Here is a 21,693-nt window from a genome sequence, read left to right as displayed (position 1 = left end):
GCATATGTCTTATCTGAACATTTTAAATTATTAAGCCATTTATTAAACATTATCTACATCTTCTGATTTCATTTCATAATTATCTGAACATTTTAAATTATTAAGCCATTTATTAAACATTATCTACATCTTCTGATTTCATTTCATAATTATCTTTTATTCCAAAGACACGCATGAAATAATGCTGTAATGAAAATGTTATATCTTTAGGATAATATTCTAAGGGTTGCATTTTATCATATTTCATAAATTTACACAATACGGCTTCAATCCAATCATTTTGATAGACAGCAGCAACTCCTCGTGGTAATTTTGCTAATTCGTTGATTTGGTTTTCATTTAATGCCATTGCACCACCAACTATCTTTCTATCTGTTTCATCTGGAAGTCTTAGTACAATTTTAGTGTTTGTGTTTCTTATAACTGCTTCATCCAAAAGATCAGGAGCTTGATCAGCAATTATAAATCCTTCACCAAATGTTCTCATTTCTGCTATCGAGTTCGTTATCATTTCGACAGATTTTCCTTGAAGATTTGCACTCTCTTGAGCTTGTCCCATAGATGTCTTTCTCAAAAGATTATGCGCCTCCTCTAATACCGTAACATGTAGCAGTTTTTCATTCATCTTATCAAGATGAAGTCTGTATTCTTGTAGTTTCATCACAATAATTCCCATTAACAGTGACTTTGTTTCATTTGAACCGACCCGACTCAAATCTATAATAACATTATTTTCAAATAAATCTTCAGCAGTCAATTCATTAAAAGAACAAAATATTTCTCCATTAATTCCGTTAGTCAGAGAATGCACTCGAGTTATAAGTGCCCCTGAATAATCGCTCTTTGTATCTTCAGAATATAGCGATGAATTCATAACCTCTGGTAATTGATTAATTAAATCGACAAAAGTAGGAAAAACACGTGGTTCACATTTTGAATATTTTAAATTCCATCCTTTTTTTTCATAACTCTTCTCCATAGCATCTTTTAATACGGCAGGCATTGCTGCATACATCGGCCAACAAGCATTAAAGATTTCTACTAAACGATCAATGTGTTCAAGTACATGAATGCCTTCCGGAAATGAAAATGGATTGACACATAACAATTCAGAATGCGATGGATTTGTACCATATACCTTGCATTTTCCACCAAAAATTTTCTTATATTCACCCTTGGCTGGTTCTACAACTAAAAATTTTACTCTTTGTTCTTGCAATTTATCAAGCAACTGATATATGGTATTTGATTTTCCCGTGCCTGTAGAGCCAGTGACAAAAACATGAGACGCAAAACTATTCACATCAAAATTTACAGGTATACTCTCGCAATGGCGCATATGATAAATATTGCCAACCGTAACTGTCCTTATATTATTTTCTTCATTATTATCATCTGTAAATCTCTGTACTTCACGTCCAAAAGAGACACATTCTAAAACCGGCAAACCACTAACTGACTTTCTTGGAAAATTAAGTGATTTTGCTAATTCTTTACCCGAAAGATCAGCTGATGGAGAAACTAATGTTGGATATAACAGCCACTCATCATCTAATGTATCATTTAAACCAAAAATCGGATGCTGAAGTCTTTGAACACTTCTTAATATTACATCAGCTTGATTCCTTTCTTTCTCTCCATCATATAAATTTACTGCTGCTCTAGTCATATAAGATTCATCACCTTGGGTGAGAGCCAAATACATATGAGCAACATTATTTGCTACTACAGGGTTTTCTGCAATAAAATATGCAGCAAATTCCCACATTCCTAAAGCCGCACTTTCTTCAAGTCGTTTCAACTGACTCTCGAGTATCTCTAAGGTATGCTGTACGCCATAATTGACATAATTCTGAGTTATTCCATCATTAACTCCCATTTGAACAGAAATATTAGATGATCTCGAAAAATTCACGCCAAAATTAGCTGTTGCCTGATATCCATTGGTATTTGTTTCATTATGAGTGTCTTGTATTCCTGAATACTGACCTAATCCTTTTGCAAATCCACCTTTAACTTTTTTCTTAAACTTTTTCCATTTTCCATCATTAGGATTTTCTTGATAAAGCTGTGCTCTATTTTGACCATCCGACACTGCATAAGATTTCTGAATTCCTGCACTTGCTCCAAGATTCACACCAAAATTAAACGATGAACTTACATCATCTGATGTATTGTATGTATAGTTTGTCTGCCATGATGCATATGGGTTTAATGCAGAATACATTTCAAATAACCTGTTCTTTTTTCCCAACTGATCAACTATTGGTTTAGCCAAAAGAACAATTGTATACTCTTCATCTTCTGATTTTGGCACAATACCGTCCAAAAGTTTTTCCATGCTTTGACTAATAAATCCCTCCGATTTTTCCGAAGCAAGATTTGATACAATCGCAACAGATTTCGTATTTTCGCCTTCTACAGTAACTTTTTCTAAACATTTAGGTATTCCTTGTTTAAAACAAGATTTTCTATCTGAGTCCTTTCTAATTTCAACTCCCGGAAAATTTCCCGACAATGCGCTTGCAAGCCGATTAATATAAATGTTAGACTTTGAAGGATCGGATTGGCGTTCATCAGTGTTAACAACCCCCAACGAAACATTACATCCTCCCATCTTTCTATCATATATTAATGCAATATTGCAATCTTCTTCACTTAATACTTGATATACATTTACTAACTTATCAAGATTCTTTTCTTCGGAATCACTAACCCATTTTTCTATGTCAAACCATCGAATTCTATTATTCGAATTAAAGGAATCAATGTGTAAATCTACAGGTTTATATAACTCTTTAAGCTGCTCCAAATAAGCTTGATATACATCAACTCCGACTGCCCCCAAGTTTCTCTGAATAAATTCTTGCGCTTCTTCATCATCCATATCTGGTTTAGCAGACAAATACTCCATACGCTTTTTTTCAATATCAAGCATTTGTTTAGGGCTCAATGCTGAAGAAGATGCAATTCCATCTGCTGTTTTCTGAGCCACATTTGTAATTTTATTTGCTAAAAATTGTTTTGTATTGGCAAGTACCCCCATATTATTCCCCCTTTTCTAATTATCTACTTACAATTACCGCAATAGCAAGCACTACAATTACTACAACAATACCTGCAATAACTAATTTTTGTTTTAGATTAAATTTTGACATTTCAAATCACCTCCTATTTCCGTTATAAAAAGCTCTTTTCAACTTTCTATTCATATGTTCTCTAATCACTGGCACCATATCTCTATCAATATTCTTTACTGTATCCTCTGTATATCGATCCCATAATTCTTCGAGTGTGTCTATAAAATTGTAACCATACAATGCTATTACTTGAGCAGATCTGTCCCATTTTCCAAAATCAACCTCTGCTTCAAAACCTTCATTCCGTTTTTTTTCTAACAATTCAGATACTTTTTTACTGTATTTCTTACCAAAAGGATTAAACAAACCGCTAAAAGCGTTATCCCAATCAATGCTAGAATTTGTCACCAAATCAGCCAAAGCCTCCTCGGATAAAATAATATTATACATTTTTCCAATGTTGCCTAACATCTCATATGTCTTTTTATTGGTTGGAAAATAGTTTATCAATGGAACTTTATCCCAAAAACCATTCTTTGCTTTTGCTACCATATCAAAAATTATTTCTTCACTTCTCGTTCTCTTTTGTACCTTGTCAACTTTTTGAGCCGCTGCAAATCCATTTTTTAAGAACTCAGGTAGTTCATCTAATGTTACATTCACTAAGTCATTTAACCCAAAAGCCTCTATTGTTCCCAGTCTTGTTTTATAATCCGTTGCCAAAACCTGAACAATTTCAATTTCTTCCATTCCATTTTTTATATTTTCTTCCCGAATTTCCTTTTCCAATCGATTAATCTCATCTGGTGCATCAATACATTGCGTTAATACAATAATAAATGGCACTCCAATGGAATATAACTCTTTTATAAAATTTAATTCTGCTCCTTGATATCTACTGCTTCCCGAATTTATGCAATACCAAATAGCATGAATTACATCCAAATGATTTTCTGCGTGTGCTTTATCCGCAATAGTTTGTTTGATGCTGTCAATTGAGGTCTTTGTTTTGGCGGAGTCCAATTCCAATCCAACCGTGTCCCAAATTCTAATAGGTGTGTCAGGATCTGCATACTCATCCATATGATCGGTAATTGGTTTTCCTGTTCCAGTTTTAGCTCCTTTACTGTCTTCAAATCCAAAAACAGCATTAATTAAAGTGCTTTTTCCCGTTCCAGTAATACCTGCAACTATTATATTTGCCGGCTGTATACTAGTTGAGTCCTCCGCATCTCCCTTATAATTTGCGTTTTCTTCTTTTGCCATTTGCATTTCCTCCAATCATTTTTTTCTTTTTTTTAATTCATTTTTAATTCGTTTTGAAACGATATCATTATCCTTCAATTCCTCATCTGTTGATCTTTCAATAACCGCAAGTAATACATCAAAATAATCCTCACCAACTGTTTCAACATACGCCTCTGCCATTATAGTACTCAATCCCGGTACAACCATCAGCGGTGTCAAAATTATTCCAACTATTGCATTTGCAAATATGTCACTTGCAAAATCTTTGGAAACATTGATTCCTACGATTTTACCCAATTCCATCATCATGCTTATGCAGATACCATGTACAAATGGTATACATCCTCCTGGTAAAACACCTATTTTTCCAGCTTTCTTTCCATATTTTTCTATGCAATTTTTTCCTTTTTCTTTGATATTCTCAATCTTTTTTTCCCTTTCAGTGCGAAGATAATCCAACTTTAATTCAAGAACCTCCACTTTGGAACTATTATAATTACAAATTGCCGAATCTAATGCCTCCTCTACACCATATGCAGCAAATTTTCCAACTCTCGTACAATAATCTTCAGCCAAAATTCTCTTAACATCTATTTGTGGATATTCTGTCCTTAATTGTTCTTCTATTATACTTTCATCATTAGATATACATTTTGTTAAAAGGATTGAAAATGGAATTTCATGTTTAATTGACATTTTATTAACGACTGCAAGTTCATATTTTTCAAATCTATGACTTCTGTGATTTATACAAAGCCATACAATAGTAATATCTTTATCATCTGCTTTACGCTGTGCATTCGTCAAAAAGTATTCTACATCCTTTAATGTCTTTTCTGTAATTTTTTGATTAAGTTCAAGCCCTACCGTATCATATACATTTATTTTCCATTCTTTTTTTGTAGAAAAAAGAGTGTCTATATTTTTTCACATGTGTATATTTTATTTTCTTTGGTAACCGCCCCTCCCTGTCCTGTCGGCGCCACCTTTTGACCTACTATAGCATTAACAAGAGTACTTTTTCCTGCGCCCGTTTTGCCAACAATTATAATATTTGCACAATTCACTCATGCTCCCTCCTCCGATATTTTCTTTATCACTTTATCCATTCCAAATTTCTGAATCACTCCAACCCTTGTATTCATTTCTTTGGCCAGTGTCAATACGACATCTCTATCTCCTAATTCATCTATTATTTCATGTGCAAAGTCGCTGCCTCTTTTTTCATCAACACATCCTGTGATAACTGGTATAACATTAATGTCTGCATATTCACTTTCAACTTTTTTAATAAATGATATTTCTGTCTCTTCAATTTTTCCTGATTTAGCAAAAAGGCAATAAAATACCGTTGTTACCCCCTCTCTAATACGATTTTCCAAAAAACTATATGCCTTATCAACATTTTCCAGTCCTAGATCAATACCTTTAATTTCATATATACTAATTCCATCTTGTACATCCAAATATTCTATATATCCTCCCTTATCAGCGGCACAAATTTTTCTCTCAAGAAAATCAAATATACCTTCCACTAAATAAGTTTTCCCGGAATTTCTTTTTCCCACTACGACTACCTTAGAATTACAACGTTCCAGAGTCATACCTTCATATTCTTTGATAACAGACCTCACTTCATTAAACACTTCATCTGTACCTGAAAAAATAATTTTCACACCATTTTCATCTACGTTATAGTTATCATTAATTATTTGTAATAATTCTCCTATACGACCATCAGCAATAGCCGTTGAATATTTTTTCCTTGATAAATCAGAGCCTTCGTATACATCCCCCCATTGTCCATTATCGCCTAAGAACTGAAAGGATGTACTTCTTTCAATTGGGTCATAATTAATTTTAATCTTATTTGAATCCATATTATGTTCCTCTCTGTTATAATCCTCAAATTGTTACCTTTTGCTTCATATCTACAATTCATTCTCTCATAAATTCACATTAAATACTTAAACTTCCTGCAGGTCTTACTCCTTCATCACTCTCTCCGCATACTCCATCAGCACCTCCGGCGACACCTCGCCGTGTCCGTTCCTGATCTTACGTTCCAACCGTTTCAGTGCCGCCTTCTCCTTCCATGTCATTGTGCTCTCCGTTTCTTTCGATCCCTTTCGGCTCCCACCCCGATCGGTACTTTTCATTTCACACCTCGCCTCCCTGTGTGCTGACCGTTCATTTATTTCATGAACTTTCTTCTCCCATGCATATTTCCTCACAACGGTTTGACTCGGCGAGCATCTTTCGCACGTATCGCTCGCTATAACCAAACTTTTTCGCAATGTCGGAGATCTTTTGCTTGCCCTGAAGGCGTTTAATCTCCTGAACGACATATTCCTTGGAGTAAAGCTTCATCGGAAATACAAACTGCTGCCCTTTGAAGCGTTCGTAGAATTCCCCGATTCGCTCTTCGCCGATGATCTCTGCAATCTCCTCATATACACCGGCATACACAGGTGTTCTCTCCTGTTTTCTTTCCATTATTTTCCACCGCCTTTAACTAATATTTTAGCAAATCGCCATGTCGTTGTAAGGTGTCATTCTCCGCTGTCTTTTCCCTTGCATTTTTCCTATCCCTATCTACATGATCATTCTACCACCCATCTGTCCGATATTTTTTTATTTTTTGTCGCGATGTCATAATCTGTCATCGTATTGCAAAACTCCGAAAGGTAATGCATAATGATGCAAAGGGCAAAAGTAGACAATAATGAAGCAATCCGTGGCATCATTAAAATACAAAGTAGACAACAATGTATGTTTACATACAATTTGCCGGCTACCGGCTTTCCCTGCCAAACACTTACACGAATCAAGGAGAACATGATAATGAAAAAGATTTCTTTAAAATACATATCTATCTGTTTGAACATCTGCCTGCTGACCACAGCTCTGTTCCCATGGCTGCCTTCGGCAGCGCACGCGAACGGTCCGTCCTATTCGATGCGGCAGTTTTATAAGCTGCCGGAGGCGGAGAAGTCCGGCTCTGACCGGATCCTTCTGTACAATCGTGAGGATCTGGTCTGCCTGGATCGCTATCTGGAGGAGGGACGCAATTTTACCAACGAGACCTTTGATCTTGCCAATAATATTTACCTGTCTGATTATCGCTTTGAATATAAAAAGAATTCCAATACGACCTGGATCTATGATCGAAATACCCGCAAATGTCTTGCGCATTATGATGAAACGACGCAGCAGTTTTACGAGGGAACCGGTGACACCGTCTGTGAGGCTCCGATGAAGGGGGACGGCTGGAATCCGATTGGCTCCGTCAGGCATCCTTTTACACAGACTTTGAATGGCAATGGACATATTATTTACGGACTCTGGAATATCTGCGATGCAGCGCAGGGCATTTCTACCACCGGATCGCCTGCAGCGGATGGCGCCGGTCTTTTTGCGGCGGTGACGGGCACGATTTCTAATCTTCGCATGGAGGGTACATTTCTCTCCGTCAGCAATTCCCGGCTGGAGGATGGTGTTGAGGGAGACGGTTATGATTCGATCGGTGCCCTTGCTGCCCGCATTCCCAAAATCTCTTCCGATTCATCCGGAAATATTACGACTACCATCCGTTCCTGTTATGTCCAAAGCACTCACTTTTCCTGCAGTAACGTGCCTAATTCCGGCATTCTGATCGGGCAGAGTCTCTCTCCGACAGCATTTGATTCGATTGCTGTCGCCGATGCCGGAGCATATATCGACTGTTCATCCTCTTCGGCAGATTCGTTTACCGCCGGGCTTCGTTTCGGTATGGTGCTTGGTTATTCCAATACCCTCTATAAATCGACGTTTACGAACTGCGCTTCTTCCGGGTTGGCAACGGATGCGAGTGGGATGGCGGTGATCGGCGGCATTTGCGGAACGTGCCAGCAGGACCGTTTTGAGCATTGCGTCAATCAGACAACGGTTCGCACCGCAGGAGTCGCCGGCGGTATTGCCGGGTATATTGAGCATGTTGTGGGAGCGCATGAATGTTATTTTCGTTACTGTGATAATCTCGGCGACATTTCCGGCGTGTGTGCCGGCGGAATCAGCGGTTTTGGGGGCAGCTATCTTCCGGCACGTTATGAGCGCGGCGGTCGCACCGGCACAAATATCAACTACTGCCGCAACCGTGGTGCCATTACTTCCTCATATATTGGCGGCGGTCTTACCGGGGTATGCGATGCATTTGTGATCACGAACAGTGAGAATTACGGAACGGTGTCCTCGACCACTCTGGCAAAAATCAGTTTCTATCCGGCTTCCCGTTATGAAACGCTGATGCTCGCAGCAGAAAGAAGCGTCGGCGGACTTATCGGTGCCTGCATTCCGATCGGTCGCAAAACAGCTTCCTATTATGACCCGATCTGTACGATATTTAACTGCGCCAATCATACCTCTGCCACACTAACGCCGGATAATGCCGATGCCGGTGGGCTGATCGGTCTTATCACAACAAAATACAGTGCTGTTCAGGATCTATGGCTGACCCTGAATGTGCAGAATTGCTATCAGGCATCCTCCATCAACGCACTCTCATCGACAAGCAGCTCCGGCTTTACTCCGGTCTCCGGAAGTCTGATCGGCGATTGCACCGTGACAACTGCCACGCTGGAATACTGTTATGCCGTGCAGTCTGACCCGGAAAGTGCCGATGTAAATAGTACCTGTTTCGGAACGCAGAGCGGCAAGCTGACCCTTAATGCCGTAGAAAATATTTCCGGAAAACAGTTGCTTAGCACAGAAACAGAGAAGAATATCGGCTCTGATCTGCTCACGCAAACAACAGCATTGCTTTACTGTCTGAACGGCTATATCAATTCCGGCTTTCGTTATGATCAGACGCAATGGATCAGTAAGCAGTCTGAGTCAGAGGAACCGATGTTAGTCATTGACGATTATACGCTGCCGACCGAGCCGCCAATAGTTTCCTTCGCCCCGGAAAAGACGACCTCACCGGTGCCTTCCGCTACCGGCACGCCGGCCGGCTCTGTTGCTCCATCGCCATCCGGCGCTCCAATCAGCTCCTCCTCTCCAGCGGCGACCGACACTCCAACCACCTCTTCCTCTCCGGCAACAACCGGGACACCGACAGTTACTTTCTCACCGGCTCCTTCAACAACTGGATTACCAACCGATTCTTCCTCTCCGGTTCCATCCCCTGGGAAGCAAACAAATACTCCGGCCTCCCCTTCCGGCTCCTCTGTCCCAGATTTCGTACAGACTGGCACACCTTCGGATCAAATGAGCCTAAGCGCAGCACCACACCGTTCCGGCGGCATCCGGATCACCTGGAAGCTTTCCTCTGTCTGGAATGGATTCGTTCTTTACCGCAGTCCGAAAGCCTCCGGTATCTATCAGCCGGTTGCAACCATCTCCTCTTTCCGGAAAGCATTTACGGATAAGAAGGTGACCGCCGGCAAGACCTACCACTATAAGGCAATTCCATATATCCTGAAAAACGGACAGACCATCTACGGCAATACCACCGTCATCCGTAAGGCAACTGCCCGCCTGATGGCACCGACCTTTCGCGTGAGCCGCCACCGGACAGCATCCGGCAGACGTTTTCTTCAGATCCGGCTCCACAAATATCAGGGGAAATATGCGGACATTTATATCCGCAACAATCATGGTAAATATCTGCGTCTGCGCCTGAAAAACAATAATATCCGCCAGCAGAAACAAACTTTCCGGCTGCAGTACAGCTTCCGGAAAGCAACCCTGTCCATCCGCATCCGCACTTATAAGCAAAAGAAACGGACGAAGGGAAGCTTCTATTCACGGGCCAAGGTGGTACGGATCCGGGAGTAAGTAGGACAAAAGCCCAGCTGATCAGTTCATATATTGACTAATTAGCTGGGCTTTCCTTTATTTTTTCAATTCTTCAATTAATGTACCAATATTAGAACCAAGCTCATTATCCAGACATTCTATATTCTCACAGAATTTCTTCTCATTAATAATGGCTCTGTCAATGTGCTCCATCAACACCTCTGTATTGTATTTGCTTTTCCGATAACCCAGCAATAACTTGCGCAGTTCATGTTCTGTATATCTTCTTTTCGCTGTCACTGCCGGATTCTCCAGCAATTTTGCCTGATCCAGTAAAAACACTTCATCAAAATGCAATAACAGCCAAAATTCAAAACATGGATTGGATACATAAAATCCAAATCCCTTTTTCTGACACACCTGACATACATATTCAAACTGATTATTCTCCGTTCTGGCAACAAAGCTTTCCTTATCCCGATCCACAATCAGACAAATCCGGTCAAAATTTTCATCATATGTAATATTACTTGATTTAATAATATCCGAAATATCACTTACAATATTGACAACGTCTGACTTCTCATTAAGATAACTGATCAGTTCCGAGCAGTCCTCTTGAATATCTTCCACCGTATCAGACAATGCTTTGTGAAGCTTTTCAATGCATCCAGTCTCCAAAATTTTCCAGATTGCTTTCGCGTACACCTTGCTGGTAGTAAGTATTTGCTGATCATATAAGTAGTCCATAATGCGATTAAGAAGGGACTCATATATCAATTTTCCCGTTCTCTCTTCTTCTAAATTTTCAAGGACACGATCCAGAATTTTCCTCGGATTACTCCATCCATCCTCACTATAACTTCTTATAAGCGGCACCAGATCGATCAGCGGATCAATTCCAATCTTCTCTCTTTTTTTATCCAATGCATCAAAATATATCTCCTCAGTGCTGACTCCTTCATAGACCAGAAACACTTTTCTGCGGGTTTCACTCGATTTTAATACCCTTGTTCTTTCTGCAAATTTTCTCTTTTCTCTCATCCACTATACCTCCTTAACTGGAAATATCGTGTTAAATACCGGTACTCCTCCATAACGTCCTTCCAGATAAGCTTTATCAATTTTCTGGTCGAATCTTGTATTATATTCCTCCAAAGAATATATATCACTCTCACCTGTGTTCCGCTTATCAATAAACCATATCTCATCCCGTCGAAGCAGATCAAAGTCCAACAATCTGGACTCATGTGTGGTCACGATCAATTGCAGATTCTTTTTCGCTGCCAATTTCAAATATGTCTCAATAAATTTGTAAGTCAAACTCGGATGCAGACAACGATCCAGTTCATCAACAACATACGTCTTTCCTTCATCGGATAATAATATTTCCAGCAGATCCAAAATTCTTACTGTTCCGTCAGATTCTTCGGATAATTCGAAAAGTATATCATTTTTATTGTGTTCAAACTGTATCGTTTGGCACACAAGTTTCTGACCTTTTATTTGCAAAATAAAGAAGTCCCGGTTGCTTCGCATGATAATTCCGGTATTTTCCGGGACATTATTATCTTCTGATATTTTATGATCTATCATATTTTGAACTGCTGAATAATACCGTTCCATTCTCTTCAGCATCTGCGTTTGAGCTTCATTAGGTATATGTGCCAACACATTTTCCACCGGTACTTCCACCAATTTGTAATCCGTGATTCCCGTGCCAAAGGCAGCGATCATATCGCAGATCTCATCGACGTTTTCCATGCTTGCCATGTATGAATAATTTGAAATTGGTCTGTCCGGATAATTAATATCAAGTCCTTTTTTCAGCCACAAATATACATCCTGCAATATGGATGCACCTTTATAATTCAGATACAGATTTTTCTTATTATGATTCATAACCGTCAGAAATAAAGTAGAACCATCATCCTGAATATCCTCCGCATAGTTGTTCATCTTCTGTCCGAGTTCTTTCGTACTAAGATCATTTCCTAATTCATATACGCTCTGTTTAATATCTCTGGTAAAAATCGTTTTTTCCTTGTTGTCCGAGGTTAATTCAACCAGCCATTCTGATTGAAACTCTCCCTGATTTAAAAGCACTTCAAATCCGTACGCATAATACTTCTCGCCTAACTTCAATTCAATTTCAAAATAGCTTGGAATATCTCTGTTGGACTCATTGGATTTGCAGTATTTATTGCTATATCCATCCGGAAGCCCCTTGATAACAGTTTGCTTCATAAAGTCTAATGCCTTTACCAAATTAGATTTTCCGGAAGCATTCGCACCATATACTGCTGCCAGCTTCAACAGTTTAATCTTTCCATTATCATAAACATGTTCTTTCTTACTGCGTACTTTCCCCGCAATCATGGAAAATTCCTCGGATCTTCCCTCTGCATTTGCAGAAAAAGACAAAAAGTTTTTTACATTGAATCGAATCAGCATAAACACGCTCTCCTTCCTGTAATATAATTATATTATGTGTATTTTTTCACTTTTGTCAACATATTTATGCATCTTTTAGCGCTTTTTTAGTATTTGAATGTGATTTTTTCACTCTATTCAACCTTTTTCACATAAACACCATCTTCGCAACCCCCTTCCTTTTTTCCACTGATATGTTCCGCCCATTTCTTCCTATTTATATATTATTATTATTTCTCCACGCCTCCATCACCCCTATTTTGTTGCAAATCCGACATAAATCGTGCATAATATACATGATATTGGGGCAAATATATTTTGCCTCCGACTGATGCCACGCACGACTCCTTGCATCAGTTGCACGAATTTACACCGAAATATTAGCGTATCTGCACCAACGGGGGGGACTTGTTTCATGAAGAAAACCTATTATAAATACATATCTGTGATCTTGAGTATCTGCCTGATGCTTGGCAGTTTTCTTATCTATCTGCCTGCGCCATCTGCACTGGCAGCAACCTCTTGCTCGATGACCGAGTATTACAACATGACAGACGCCCAAAAGAAAGGCTTTTCGTTTATTTTCTTATATACCCGCGACGATCTGGTGTATCTGGACAAGTATCTGGAGGAGGGACGAAGCTTCAACAAGGAAACCATTGAGCTTGCCAATGATATTGCGCTGTCTGACTATGATTTCAAATATGATTCCTATACGGAAACTACTTTTATTTACAGACATTCCTCCGGAGAATGTCTTGCCCGCTACGATGAAACGAATCGCTGCTTCTACAAGGGCGCAACAGGCGATCAGAAAACAGATTTTACCTTTGAGGGAGAGGCTGGAATCCGATCGGTTCTGCCGAGCATCCGTTTCTGCAGCCCTTTGACGGACAGGGGCATCGCATCACCGGACTCTGGAATATCTGTGATGCAGCCGCCGGTACATCAAGCACAAATTCTCCTGCTGCCGATGGTGCCGGTCTTTTCGCCGCTGTCGGTAGTTCCATCTCAAATCTTGTGATCGATGGGGCATTTCTGTCAGTTTCAGATACCGGTCTTTCTGCCGGAAACTATGATTCCATCGGTGTGCTCGCTGCACAATCCCCGAAGAATGATAGTGAAACGGTATTTACCTATGCTCCTTCACATTCGATTACATCCTGCTCCGTGCTTAACGCTCATTTTGCCTGTAAAAATGTACCAAACTCCGGTATGCTAACGGGAGTTACCTATTGTCAGACAATTTTTCTTTCTGTTTATGCTTCCGGCAGTGCATATATTGATAGTACACCAGAAACAACAGCATCTTCTTTCCCGCGCGTTTCTTTCGGCATGATCACCGGATATCTACCCAAAAGCAATTTTTATTATCATTTTAAGAATTGCTCTTCACAGGGCACGGTTACAGATGCCCACAGTACAGCTCAGATTGGTGGTATCTGTGGCACAGTCCGTTTCGCCTCCGCAGATGATTGCACGAACAGGACAACGATCCGCTCCGCCGGTATCGCCGGTGGAATTATCGGCAGTACAGACATTCCGACATTAGGGAAAATAGAGATAGGCTTCAGCTTAGTAAACTGTATTAACACCGGAAATATATCCGGTATATGTGCCGGTGGAATCGTAGGATTGTGCAACTTCCTGACTACCCCTGAATATTCAAGTTGTATCTTTACCTTCAATATCAAAAAAACCCAAAACATTGGTTCTGTTACTGCAGCTTTATATGCCGGGGGATTCATTGGAAATGCATATAATTTCAATGTTCGCAATAGTATTAATTCTGCTCCTGTATCGATCGATTCAACCCCGGAAATACAACAAAATCCTGTTTATCAGTATTTTACAAAGTTTTATTCTGACCAAAAAGCTGCCGGAGGATTTGTCGGTACTGTCATTCCCGTTTTGAACAACATCAAATCCACTGCATATACTTCCTACTGCTATACCACGAACAGCGCCAATCTGTCTACGTCCACGATAACTACAGACAGCAATACATATACGGGTGGATTTATTGGTAACTTATCGCATACAAATGAACAATATCCTCTTTTTACATACTTAAACACTTGCAATAGTTATACTGCATCTGAACTCACCACTCCTGCATCTGTTTCAACATCAGCTTCCATTCGCGGTTCTCTTGTTGGCGGATATGATTTATATACAGACATAAACGCACAGTATACCTATTGGACGCAGGACAATTTGGATCTCGATGGAGAGGCTTTTGGTCAACTTAATAAGACAAACTGTTATAAAATCACCCAAAGCCAGTTGCTCGGTCAGGAAACCACCACAAACATTGGCTCCTCCGCAGTCAATTCTTATCCGGATCTTCTGCGCTGTTTAAATAGCTACGTCGGTCAGACAGAAGACTATGATCCGTTGCTTAACTGGAAAATGCTGGATCAGGTCGGACCTGTTATTGATTACTCAACGAGCCCTGTTTCCTCTTATCCTCCGGTAATTACCTCCGTTCCGTCCCTGACCCCTGCTCCGACTACAGTGTTCCTACTGTCACTCCGGTCACAGTTTCGTCTGACACTCCGACTTCAGCTCCATCTCTGTCCTCTGCTCCCACTACGGTGACTCCGACAGTCACCTCAACGGTAACTCCGACCGCTATTCCGTCCCTGACTCCATCTGTAAGACCTACCGGACAGCCTGCGACGGGACCACGGATCACACCATCACCGACACTGCCGGTCAAAACAGCAAAGCCAGCCAAAACACCGGTACCGATTCCGGATCCTATCCTGACACCGGCACCAACAGAGACACCGACATATACACCATATATAACAAAGGTTCCGGCAGAGACAACAGCCACTCCGACGTGGCTGCCGATACTGACAACGACACCGACCGAAACACCGGTTCATACATTATCTGCCACGCCGCAAGCTCCATTTGCCACGGATGACGACAATGCACTTAATGCCCCAAAACAGATGACGATCAAAGCGTCTGCAGATCGTTCCGGAAGCGTCCGGATCACCTGGAAGAGTTCCACTGACCGCGATGGCTTCCTGTTGTACCGCAGCACCAATAAAACCGGCTACAAACGGATTGCAATGATCACAGCCCGCACAACCACTTACCTTGACAGAAAAGTGTCAGCGGGCACAAAATACCGCTATAAGGCAGTACCATATGTCCTGAAAAACGGACAGACCGTACGTGGCTCCGCCTCAAAGATCCAGACGGTTTCCCCACGTCTTATGGCACCGAAATATTCGCTCACAAAGCATAGAACCGTGGACGGGCAACGTTTCCTGCAGATTCGTTTGAATAAATATCAGGGAAAATATGTTGACGTTTACATCCGCAAAAATGTGGGCAGATATGTATTATTGCGTCTGAAAAATAATAATATCAAGCAGCAAAAAGGTATTTTCAAACTGCATTATAGCTTCCGGAACGCAACGATTTCCGTGAAGCTGAGAACCTACGACAAGAAACCTGTTTCTCAGAAGAGTTTTTATTCCAATGAGAAAACAATTCTGATCGATGAATAACCAGCAAAAACAAACGGAGCATAAATAATGAGCAGCACGATAAACAGCTTTGACAAAAACGAAATAATCATGGACCGCTACGAAATTCTGGCGGAAATCGGAAGCGGTGGCTTTGCCACGACCTATAAGGCAATGGATCATTCTCTGGATATTCCGGTGGCGATCAAGGCATTTCATAAGCACACCGGCGCCAGCATGGACGAGGCTGTGAAGGAAGCCAAAATTGCCGCCGGACTCTATGAGCTTGAGGGCATCGCCTCTGCCAGAGATTTCTTCTGGTATAAGGAAACTCCCTGTATCATCATGGATTACGTGGACGGCACAAGTATCAAGGATTATGTGCGCGAGCATGGTCGTATCCGTGGGGACAAAATGCTTATTCTGATCAAACCGCTTTTGCAGAGTCTGATCAAAATTCACGAAAAGGGCATTCTGCACCGCGATATCAGCGCTGACAATATTCTTCTGACTGAGGATGGCAGACTCAAGCTGATCGACTTTGGTGCCGCCCGTCTGTCGCAGAACGCGCAGGGTGACGAATATACGATTATCTTCAAACGTGGTTTTGCTCCAATCGAGCAATGCAGTGCAGGCGGCAAACAGGGACCCTGGACCGATGTGTACGGCATTTGTGCCACAATGTATTACATGATCACGGGAATCGTTCCGGACGATTCTGTATCGCGTCTGATCGAGGACAAGCTGCTTCCTCTGGAACGGATCGACGGCGTCCGTCTCACGCCTCAGGCAATGTCCTGCATCATGAAGGGTCTTGCCGTACGACCGGAGAAACGTTTTCAATCCATGTCAGAATTTTACACGGCACTCTATGCCGCCAAACCGTCCACCCTTGCCAATATACTAAATAATACAACTATCCAAGGTGGCAAGGTCGAAAACGGCGAAGCAAACTTCACGGAGAAGCTGCTTGAAGATATGGAACTTTCCATTTCTCATAAGAAATCAAGAAGGAAAAAGCAGATCATTATCGGAGCCGTTGTTGCGGTATTATTGATATTATCCGGAAGCATCTGGGGCATCCTGCAGCACAGATCTACAGTAAAGGATCAAATCCCACACGCACCGGCAAGCTCAATAACACCGGCTGTAAACAGCACTTCCGCCGAACCGGACGCAGATCTGCATTCTTCGGACAATCCGGCTGACGCCGACGCCGACAGCACCGACACACCGGCAAATGCTCCGGATGATCCAGACAGTTCCAACACGCCGGCAAACCAACCGGGCAACTCCGGCTCCGGTAATAATTCCGGCAACTCCGGCAAAAAAACCGGCTCCGGTAATAGTTCCGGCAATTCCGGCTCTGGCAAAAACTCCGGCAGCTCCAGCGGCAATTCCGGCTCTGGCAAAAACTTCGGCAGCTCTTCTTCCAAGGCAACTACCTCGAAGAAGTCCGGCTCCGGCAACAGTTCCGGTTCCGCGAAAAACTCCGGCGGCTCCTCTTCCAAGGCGACTACCGCTCCGAAAAAGTCAAACACCGCCCCGAAGAAAACGGCAAAACCGGCTTCCCCGAAAAACAACTTTGACGGCGATCTGGATGGTATTTAGAAAGGATTTTCCCATGAAGCATTATGTGATCAACAGCAGCGAAGACATTTTGACACAATTGCATAACCAGCATTATCAAAGAACAGATCTCTTTCTGATCCGAAAGTGGAGCCCTGCACACGTCACGGGCTCTAAACAGCATACGATCACAGATCCGGATAATGTTTCTGAGCGATCCGGTCAAAACCCAGCCGATACGGCTGCCACCGACATTTCCGATGAGCTGCGTCAGGAAGCCTATCTGAATTTCTACCGTCAGGTGAAACCATTTAAACTTGCGTCCCGGCAGACCATTCAGCGCTGGTTTGGTATTGGCGGGTATGCCGTCCCGCACCGCCGCCAGATCCTTGAGCTCGCCCTGAATCTGCATTTCAGCCTTGATGAAACCGAGGATTACCTGCTGCACGGACTTTCCCAGTGGAACCTGCAGGTAAATGATTATGAGGAAATGCTCTGTATGTATTGCCTGGAAAACGGACAGGATCCGGAGACCTACCGCTTCATGGTTGATTTCTTTGAAACACATACCGATCAGGAACTGCGTCCGCTTCAGACCGCGCGAACCGATCTGCTGCAGAAATCCTATGCTACCAAAAAGTCCCTTTCCGTGAGGGAATTTCTTGTATGGATGTGTCATAACGCCGAGCTGTTCAAGGGCTACAGCATGACCGTTTACAGTTACTACGTTTCCCTGCTCAACGAGGCATTTCAGTATTACCAGAAGCAGACTGAACAGGATCTTATGCTCCTTTTGGAACGCTCCTCCTACAGCCGCTGGAAACAGACCGAGCAGGAGACGAATCCGCTGTTTGCCAACGAAACGGAGAAGGATCACATCCGCCGTTATCTGAAAAATGTGCCGCGCCGCAAAAATAATGATATTGCTCCGGATGACTTAAGAACGGCACAGAATTACTACGCGATCGCCTATGCACCAAAAGCCCGGATCTCGAGCCTTCTGGCGCAGCTTTATCATAACGGCAAATCGCATGAGCCGACCCGCAATAACGAAATGTATGCCGAGCTTCAGGATTTTCTTGGCGAAGAAATTCAATGGGAAAATGAGAAATATATTTCCGAGCTGCTCTCTATGTCCATTCAGAAGGAGCAGCAAATGCTTTATCAGCGCGCCTTTGCAAGTCTTCAGCCACTTGACAGCACGGATCGCTGCCCGGATTGGATCACTCGTCACCTGCAAAGCAGAGATCCACAGCTTTCCGCAGATCTTACCGTCAAACACGCTACAAAGATCATTTCCGCAGAATTAAAAAAACAGAAGACAAGAGTCCGGAATATTCAACGTTCCGATCTCCTTCTTCTGATTCAGTACACATTCTCTGTCAAATATGATCAAAAGCTGCAGGAAACGCTTGCCCCCTACAACCGCGAAGATGCCACAATGGGCTTTCTCACCCTTGCCAATACAATCCTTACCTCCTGTAATATGCGCAAGGTCAATGCGCAGTACCGGCTTGACCAGCTGCTGTTAAGCTGTATCACCGATGAGGAAATTATTCTTTTAGGTGATCTTCTGGACAAAACTTTCTTCTGGACAGACTAATAGGGCTATTTATTTAAAGCCTTATTCACCTTCGACTTAATGCGCTGCAGGGCATTATCGATCGATTTTGGCTCCTTATCCAAATGCCTTGCGATCTCCTGATACGTCATGCCTTCCATATACAGGTCAAATACCTGCTTCTCCATGGCACTTAAGCATTCCTCGATCTTGCATCTGAGACTGCGAACATTCTCCCGATCGATCAAAATCTCCTCAGGCTAAGCTCCGCCGCTTCCAGCGAATGATCCACCATAAAACTGCCTTCTGTCTCCTCCCCCTGCTCCGAATACACCGGCGAGTAGATGGACACATAGGTGTTGAGCGGAATATTTTTCTTGCGGTTCGAGGACTTCACTGCGGAATAAAGCTGTCTGCTGATGCAAAGCTCCGCAAAGGTAGAAAATACGGCTTCCTTGCTCTTGTCATAATCCTGAATTGCTTTGAACAGACCGATCATGCCCTCCTGCATCAGATCGTCCTGATCACCGCCAATAATAAACAAGGATCGCGCTCGTTTTCGCACAATTCCCTTATATCTCTGCATCAACGCATCCATCGCATCGTAATCCTGCGCCTGTGCCCTCTGAATCAGGACTTCCTCCGGCAATGCTTCCATATTTTCTGCCATTTTCCTTCCTCCAGCGTAATCCCTGATAATTTATTTTTGCTTTGCCAGTCTCTGACGGACAATCTCATAAGACAGTACTCCCATCGCCACGGATGCGTTCAGCGAATCAATATCGCCAAACATCGGAACGCTGGCAACAAAATCGCAATTCTCCTTGACGAGACGGCTGACACCATCCCCTTCATTTCCAATCACGACCCCCATCGGTCCGGTCAGATCGAGTGAATACATGGATTCTCCATCCATATCTCCACACACAAACCACATGCCCTTTTCCTTAAGTTCCTCCATGGTTCTCACCAGATTCGTAACCTTCGCTACCGGCGTGTAGTTGATCGCGCCTGCGGACGCCTTTGCCACGGTAGCCGTCAACCCAACAGCCCGACGCTTCGGTATGATTACACCATGTGCTCCCACCTGATTAGCAGTACGGATAATAGAACCCAGATTATGGGGATCCTCAATATTATCCAAAAGAATCAAAAAAGGTGCCTCGCCCTTTGCAGCTGCATTCTCAAGCATCTCATCAACAGTACCGTATTCGTACGCTGCTGCATATGCGATCACGCCCTGATGCTTCCCTGTCTCGGACATCTGATCCAGACGTTCCTTTTTCACGAAATTAACAATCGTGTCTGCCTTCTTTGCTTCGCGCAAAATCGTGCGGATCGGTCCATCCTGACATCCATCCAACAGGAATACCTTATCAATCGTCTTGCCGGCACGGAACGCCTCCAGCACTGCATTTCTTCCTTCTATTGTAAGCTCTTCGTATCTCATAACATTCGTCCTTTCCGCATAATATGTTACGCTCTTAGTCTCTTTAATCTCTTAATTTTGAAATTAACTAATCGTTTACTGCCTGACCGGTCTATTTGTTATCGTACTGTCCGGTCCGCTCCAGTCCCAACGCGATCAATTGAATTGCCCGCGAAAGCTGCTCCTTCAGATAGAGATAACCTATCAGCGCCTCAAACCCTGTCGCAATCCGGTAATCAATGATCGACGCATTCTTGGCAGAGGTTCCTGATTTGGCATTGCGTCCGTGATGAAAGATCCGGTTCTCCTCCTCGGTCAGATCCGGCTCAATCGACTCTACAAGACGTGCCTGTGCCTCCGCTTTGACAATACTGCTGGTCATTTTGTGAAATGTCTTAACACTGTAATTGCCCCGACGAAGCACCAATGTACGAATGATTAGATCATAAACCGCATCTCCGATATACGCAAGTCCCAATGCAGAATATTGTTCCGGTTTTAATTTACTCTCTCCAAACCGACGGTATATCTCTTCCTGAAAGCCAATCTCTGCGCTTATATCCTGCCCGTTCTCCAAATTCTTCTCCTCCTCTATCTACTCCATCAAAGCCTGAATCCACACAATCTGTTACTGAATCGTGCCGGCTTATTGGTATATTTCTTTATATAGAAAAAAATCCTCGAAACATCAGCGTTTCAAGGATTTGAGAGGCGCAGGCCGGATTTGAACCGGCGCATACTGGTGTTGCAGACCATTGCCTTACCACTTGGCTACTGCGCCATATAATGACTCCAACGGGATTTGAACCCGTGTTACCGCCGTGAAAGGGCGATGTCTTAACCGCTTGACCATGGAGCCTTCTATTTATTATATGTCCCGAATCAGGAAAATATCCTAAAATAAGGAAAACTCCCCGAGTAGGCTCGAACCTACAACAACTCGGTTAACAGCCGAGTGCTCTACCATTGAGCTATCGAGGATCATCTTTTTGAAAGCAGATACCTTCAAAACTGTATACCGATTATATCATCTTCACGCCGCTTTTGCAACCAGCTCTCCGTTTCTTTTGGATAAGCCTTCGACCTATTAGTGACAGTCAGCTCCAT

19 protein-coding genes and 3 tRNA genes are annotated in these 21,693 nt (G+C 42.5%); 6 read left to right on the top strand and 16 right to left on the bottom strand.

Going from position 1 to position 21,693, the window contains the following annotated elements; genetic code table 11:
• Positions 1-112: 112 nt before the first annotated feature.
• The 7 genes from DXA20_RS14830 to DXA20_RS14805 all read right to left on the bottom strand — a co-directional run bounded on the left by DXA20_RS14830 (position 113) and on the right by DXA20_RS14805 (position 6,824).
• Positions 113-3,046, bottom strand: a complete 2,934-nt coding sequence (locus DXA20_RS14830; RefSeq protein ID WP_118561831.1) for an ATP-binding protein — start codon at positions 3,044-3,046, stop codon at positions 113-115.
• A 118-nt stretch (positions 3,047-3,164) separates the two neighbouring features.
• On the bottom strand, positions 3,165-4,346 hold the full coding sequence (locus tag DXA20_RS14825) for a GTPase (protein ID WP_158577251.1): 1,182 nt from the start codon (positions 4,344-4,346) through the stop codon (positions 3,165-3,167).
• A 15-nt stretch (positions 4,347-4,361) separates the two neighbouring features.
• The gene (locus tag DXA20_RS14820; RefSeq protein ID WP_118561827.1) at positions 4,362-5,135 is read right to left on the bottom strand and encodes a hypothetical protein; all 774 of its coding nucleotides are present in this window, start codon (positions 5,133-5,135) and stop codon (positions 4,362-4,364) included.
• Positions 5,136-5,245: 110 nt separating this feature from the next.
• Positions 5,246-5,395, bottom strand: a complete 150-nt coding sequence (locus DXA20_RS18730) for a dynamin family protein (protein ID WP_118561825.1) — start codon at positions 5,393-5,395, stop codon at positions 5,246-5,248.
• Complete coding sequence (locus tag DXA20_RS14810) at positions 5,396-6,208, bottom strand: hypothetical protein (RefSeq protein ID WP_118561823.1); 813 nt, start codon at positions 6,206-6,208, stop codon at positions 5,396-5,398.
• 105 nt (positions 6,209-6,313) lie between these two features.
• A complete protein-coding gene (locus DXA20_RS16270) occupies positions 6,314-6,487 on the bottom strand; it encodes a hypothetical protein (protein WP_158577250.1) in 174 nt (57 codons plus the stop codon).
• A gap of 40 nt (positions 6,488-6,527) precedes the next feature.
• Positions 6,528-6,824, bottom strand: coding sequence for a hypothetical protein (locus tag DXA20_RS14805; RefSeq protein WP_022305055.1), 297 nt, complete (start codon positions 6,822-6,824; stop codon positions 6,528-6,530).
• Positions 6,825-7,172: 348 nt separating this feature from the next.
• Here DXA20_RS14805 and DXA20_RS14800 point away from each other — a divergent pair, with 348 nt between their 5' ends.
• The gene (locus DXA20_RS14800; protein WP_118561821.1) at positions 7,173-10,145 is read left to right on the top strand and encodes a hypothetical protein; all 2,973 of its coding nucleotides are present in this window, start codon (positions 7,173-7,175) and stop codon (positions 10,143-10,145) included.
• 57 nt (positions 10,146-10,202) lie between these two features.
• Here the strand turns inward: DXA20_RS14800 and DXA20_RS14795 are convergent, their stop codons facing one another.
• Both DXA20_RS14795 and DXA20_RS14790 read right to left on the bottom strand, forming a co-directional pair.
• Positions 10,203-11,150: an RloB family protein gene (locus DXA20_RS14795; RefSeq protein ID WP_118561819.1), complete on the bottom strand. Its 948-nt coding sequence runs from the start codon at positions 11,148-11,150 to the stop codon at positions 10,203-10,205.
• Positions 11,151-11,153: 3 nt separating this feature from the next.
• A complete protein-coding gene (locus DXA20_RS14790) occupies positions 11,154-12,560 on the bottom strand; it encodes an AAA family ATPase (RefSeq protein ID WP_118561817.1) in 1,407 nt (468 codons plus the stop codon).
• Between the two features lie 394 nt (positions 12,561-12,954).
• On the opposite strand from DXA20_RS14790, the gene DXA20_RS14785 reads away from it, so the two are divergent.
• The 5 genes from DXA20_RS14785 to DXA20_RS14765 are packed head-to-tail and all read left to right on the top strand — an operon-like array spanning position 12,955 to position 19,199.
• Positions 12,955-13,563 carry a hypothetical protein gene (locus tag DXA20_RS14785; RefSeq protein ID WP_118561815.1) on the top strand — a complete coding sequence of 203 codons (609 nt, stop codon included), beginning with the start codon at positions 12,955-12,957 and terminating at the stop codon, positions 13,561-13,563.
• Positions 13,560-15,140: a hypothetical protein gene (locus DXA20_RS14780; RefSeq protein WP_118561813.1), complete on the top strand. Its 1,581-nt coding sequence runs from the start codon at positions 13,560-13,562 to the stop codon at positions 15,138-15,140. The genes DXA20_RS14785 and DXA20_RS14780 overlap by 4 nt, the downstream gene beginning before the upstream one ends.
• On the top strand, positions 15,137-16,069 hold the full coding sequence (locus DXA20_RS14775; protein WP_118561811.1) for a hypothetical protein: 933 nt from the start codon (positions 15,137-15,139) through the stop codon (positions 16,067-16,069). The genes DXA20_RS14780 and DXA20_RS14775 overlap by 4 nt, the downstream gene beginning before the upstream one ends.
• A 27-nt stretch (positions 16,070-16,096) precedes the next feature.
• Complete coding sequence (locus DXA20_RS14770; RefSeq protein ID WP_118561809.1) at positions 16,097-17,638, top strand: serine/threonine protein kinase; 1,542 nt, start codon at positions 16,097-16,099, stop codon at positions 17,636-17,638.
• Between the two features lie 13 nt (positions 17,639-17,651).
• Entirely contained in the window at positions 17,652-19,199 is a 1,548-nt protein-coding gene (locus DXA20_RS14765; RefSeq protein WP_118561807.1) for a hypothetical protein, read from the top strand.
• 5 nt (positions 19,200-19,204) lie between these two features.
• On the opposite strand, the gene DXA20_RS16965 is transcribed toward DXA20_RS14765, so the two are convergent.
• The 7 genes from DXA20_RS16965 to DXA20_RS14735 form a co-directional block, all read right to left on the bottom strand.
• Positions 19,205-19,405 (bottom strand): sigma factor-like helix-turn-helix DNA-binding protein, encoded by a 201-nt coding sequence (locus DXA20_RS16965; protein WP_243100698.1) that lies wholly within the window; start codon positions 19,403-19,405, stop codon positions 19,205-19,207.
• Entirely contained in the window at positions 19,402-19,827 is a 426-nt protein-coding gene (locus DXA20_RS14760; protein WP_243100697.1) for a sigma-70 family RNA polymerase sigma factor, read from the bottom strand. Before DXA20_RS14760 ends, DXA20_RS16965 begins: the two co-directional genes overlap by 4 nt.
• A 30-nt stretch (positions 19,828-19,857) precedes the next feature.
• Positions 19,858-20,607: a 23S rRNA (guanosine(2251)-2'-O)-methyltransferase RlmB gene (gene rlmB / locus DXA20_RS14755; RefSeq protein WP_022306496.1), complete on the bottom strand. Its 750-nt coding sequence runs from the start codon at positions 20,605-20,607 to the stop codon at positions 19,858-19,860.
• Between the two features lie 91 nt (positions 20,608-20,698).
• Positions 20,699-21,163 (bottom strand): Mini-ribonuclease 3, encoded by a 465-nt coding sequence (locus DXA20_RS14750; protein ID WP_330421052.1) that lies wholly within the window; start codon positions 21,161-21,163, stop codon positions 20,699-20,701.
• 132 nt (positions 21,164-21,295) lie between these two features.
• Positions 21,296-21,367, bottom strand: a tRNA-Cys gene (locus DXA20_RS14745).
• Between the two features lie 6 nt (positions 21,368-21,373).
• Positions 21,374-21,445, bottom strand: a tRNA-Glu gene (locus DXA20_RS14740).
• A gap of 51 nt (positions 21,446-21,496) precedes the next feature.
• A tRNA-Asn gene (locus tag DXA20_RS14735) sits at positions 21,497-21,567 on the bottom strand.
• Positions 21,568-21,693 lie beyond the last annotated feature (126 nt).

The sequence above is a fragment of the Roseburia sp. AM59-24XD genome (assembly GCF_003478445.1).
Lineage (GTDB): Bacteria > Bacillota > Clostridia > Lachnospirales > Lachnospiraceae > Jutongia.
This window is presented reverse-complemented; position numbering and strand designations above follow the sequence as displayed.

Excerpts from the sequence above, each read along its gene's own strand:
- DXA20_RS14800 (WP_118561821.1), top strand. The coding sequence starts at position 7,173 with ATGAAAAAGATTTCTTTAAAATACATATCTATCTGTTTGAACATCTGC.
- DXA20_RS14830 (WP_118561831.1), bottom strand. The coding sequence starts at position 3,046 with ATGGGGGTACTTGCCAATACAAAACAATTTTTAGCAAATAAAATTACA.
- DXA20_RS14785 (WP_118561815.1), top strand. The coding sequence starts at position 12,955 with ATGAAGAAAACCTATTATAAATACATATCTGTGATCTTGAGTATCTGC.
- DXA20_RS14770 (WP_118561809.1), top strand. The coding sequence starts at position 16,097 with ATGAGCAGCACGATAAACAGCTTTGACAAAAACGAAATAATCATGGAC.
- DXA20_RS14795 (WP_118561819.1), bottom strand. The coding sequence starts at position 11,150 with ATGAGAGAAAAGAGAAAATTTGCAGAAAGAACAAGGGTATTAAAATCG.
- DXA20_RS14805 (WP_022305055.1), bottom strand. The coding sequence starts at position 6,824 with ATGGAAAGAAAACAGGAGAGAACACCTGTGTATGCCGGTGTATATGAG.
- DXA20_RS14825 (WP_158577251.1), bottom strand. The coding sequence starts at position 4,346 with ATGGCAAAAGAAGAAAACGCAAATTATAAGGGAGATGCGGAGGACTCA.
- DXA20_RS14760 (WP_243100697.1), bottom strand. The coding sequence starts at position 19,827 with ATGGCAGAAAATATGGAAGCATTGCCGGAGGAAGTCCTGATTCAGAGG.
- DXA20_RS14810 (WP_118561823.1), bottom strand. The coding sequence starts at position 6,208 with ATGGATTCAAATAAGATTAAAATTAATTATGACCCAATTGAAAGAAGT.
- DXA20_RS16270 (WP_158577250.1), bottom strand. The coding sequence starts at position 6,487 with ATGAAAAGTACCGATCGGGGTGGGAGCCGAAAGGGATCGAAAGAAACG.
- rlmB (WP_022306496.1), bottom strand. The coding sequence starts at position 20,607 with ATGAGATACGAAGAGCTTACAATAGAAGGAAGAAATGCAGTGCTGGAG.
- DXA20_RS14765 (WP_118561807.1), top strand. The coding sequence starts at position 17,652 with ATGAAGCATTATGTGATCAACAGCAGCGAAGACATTTTGACACAATTG.
- DXA20_RS14790 (WP_118561817.1), bottom strand. The coding sequence starts at position 12,560 with ATGCTGATTCGATTCAATGTAAAAAACTTTTTGTCTTTTTCTGCAAAT.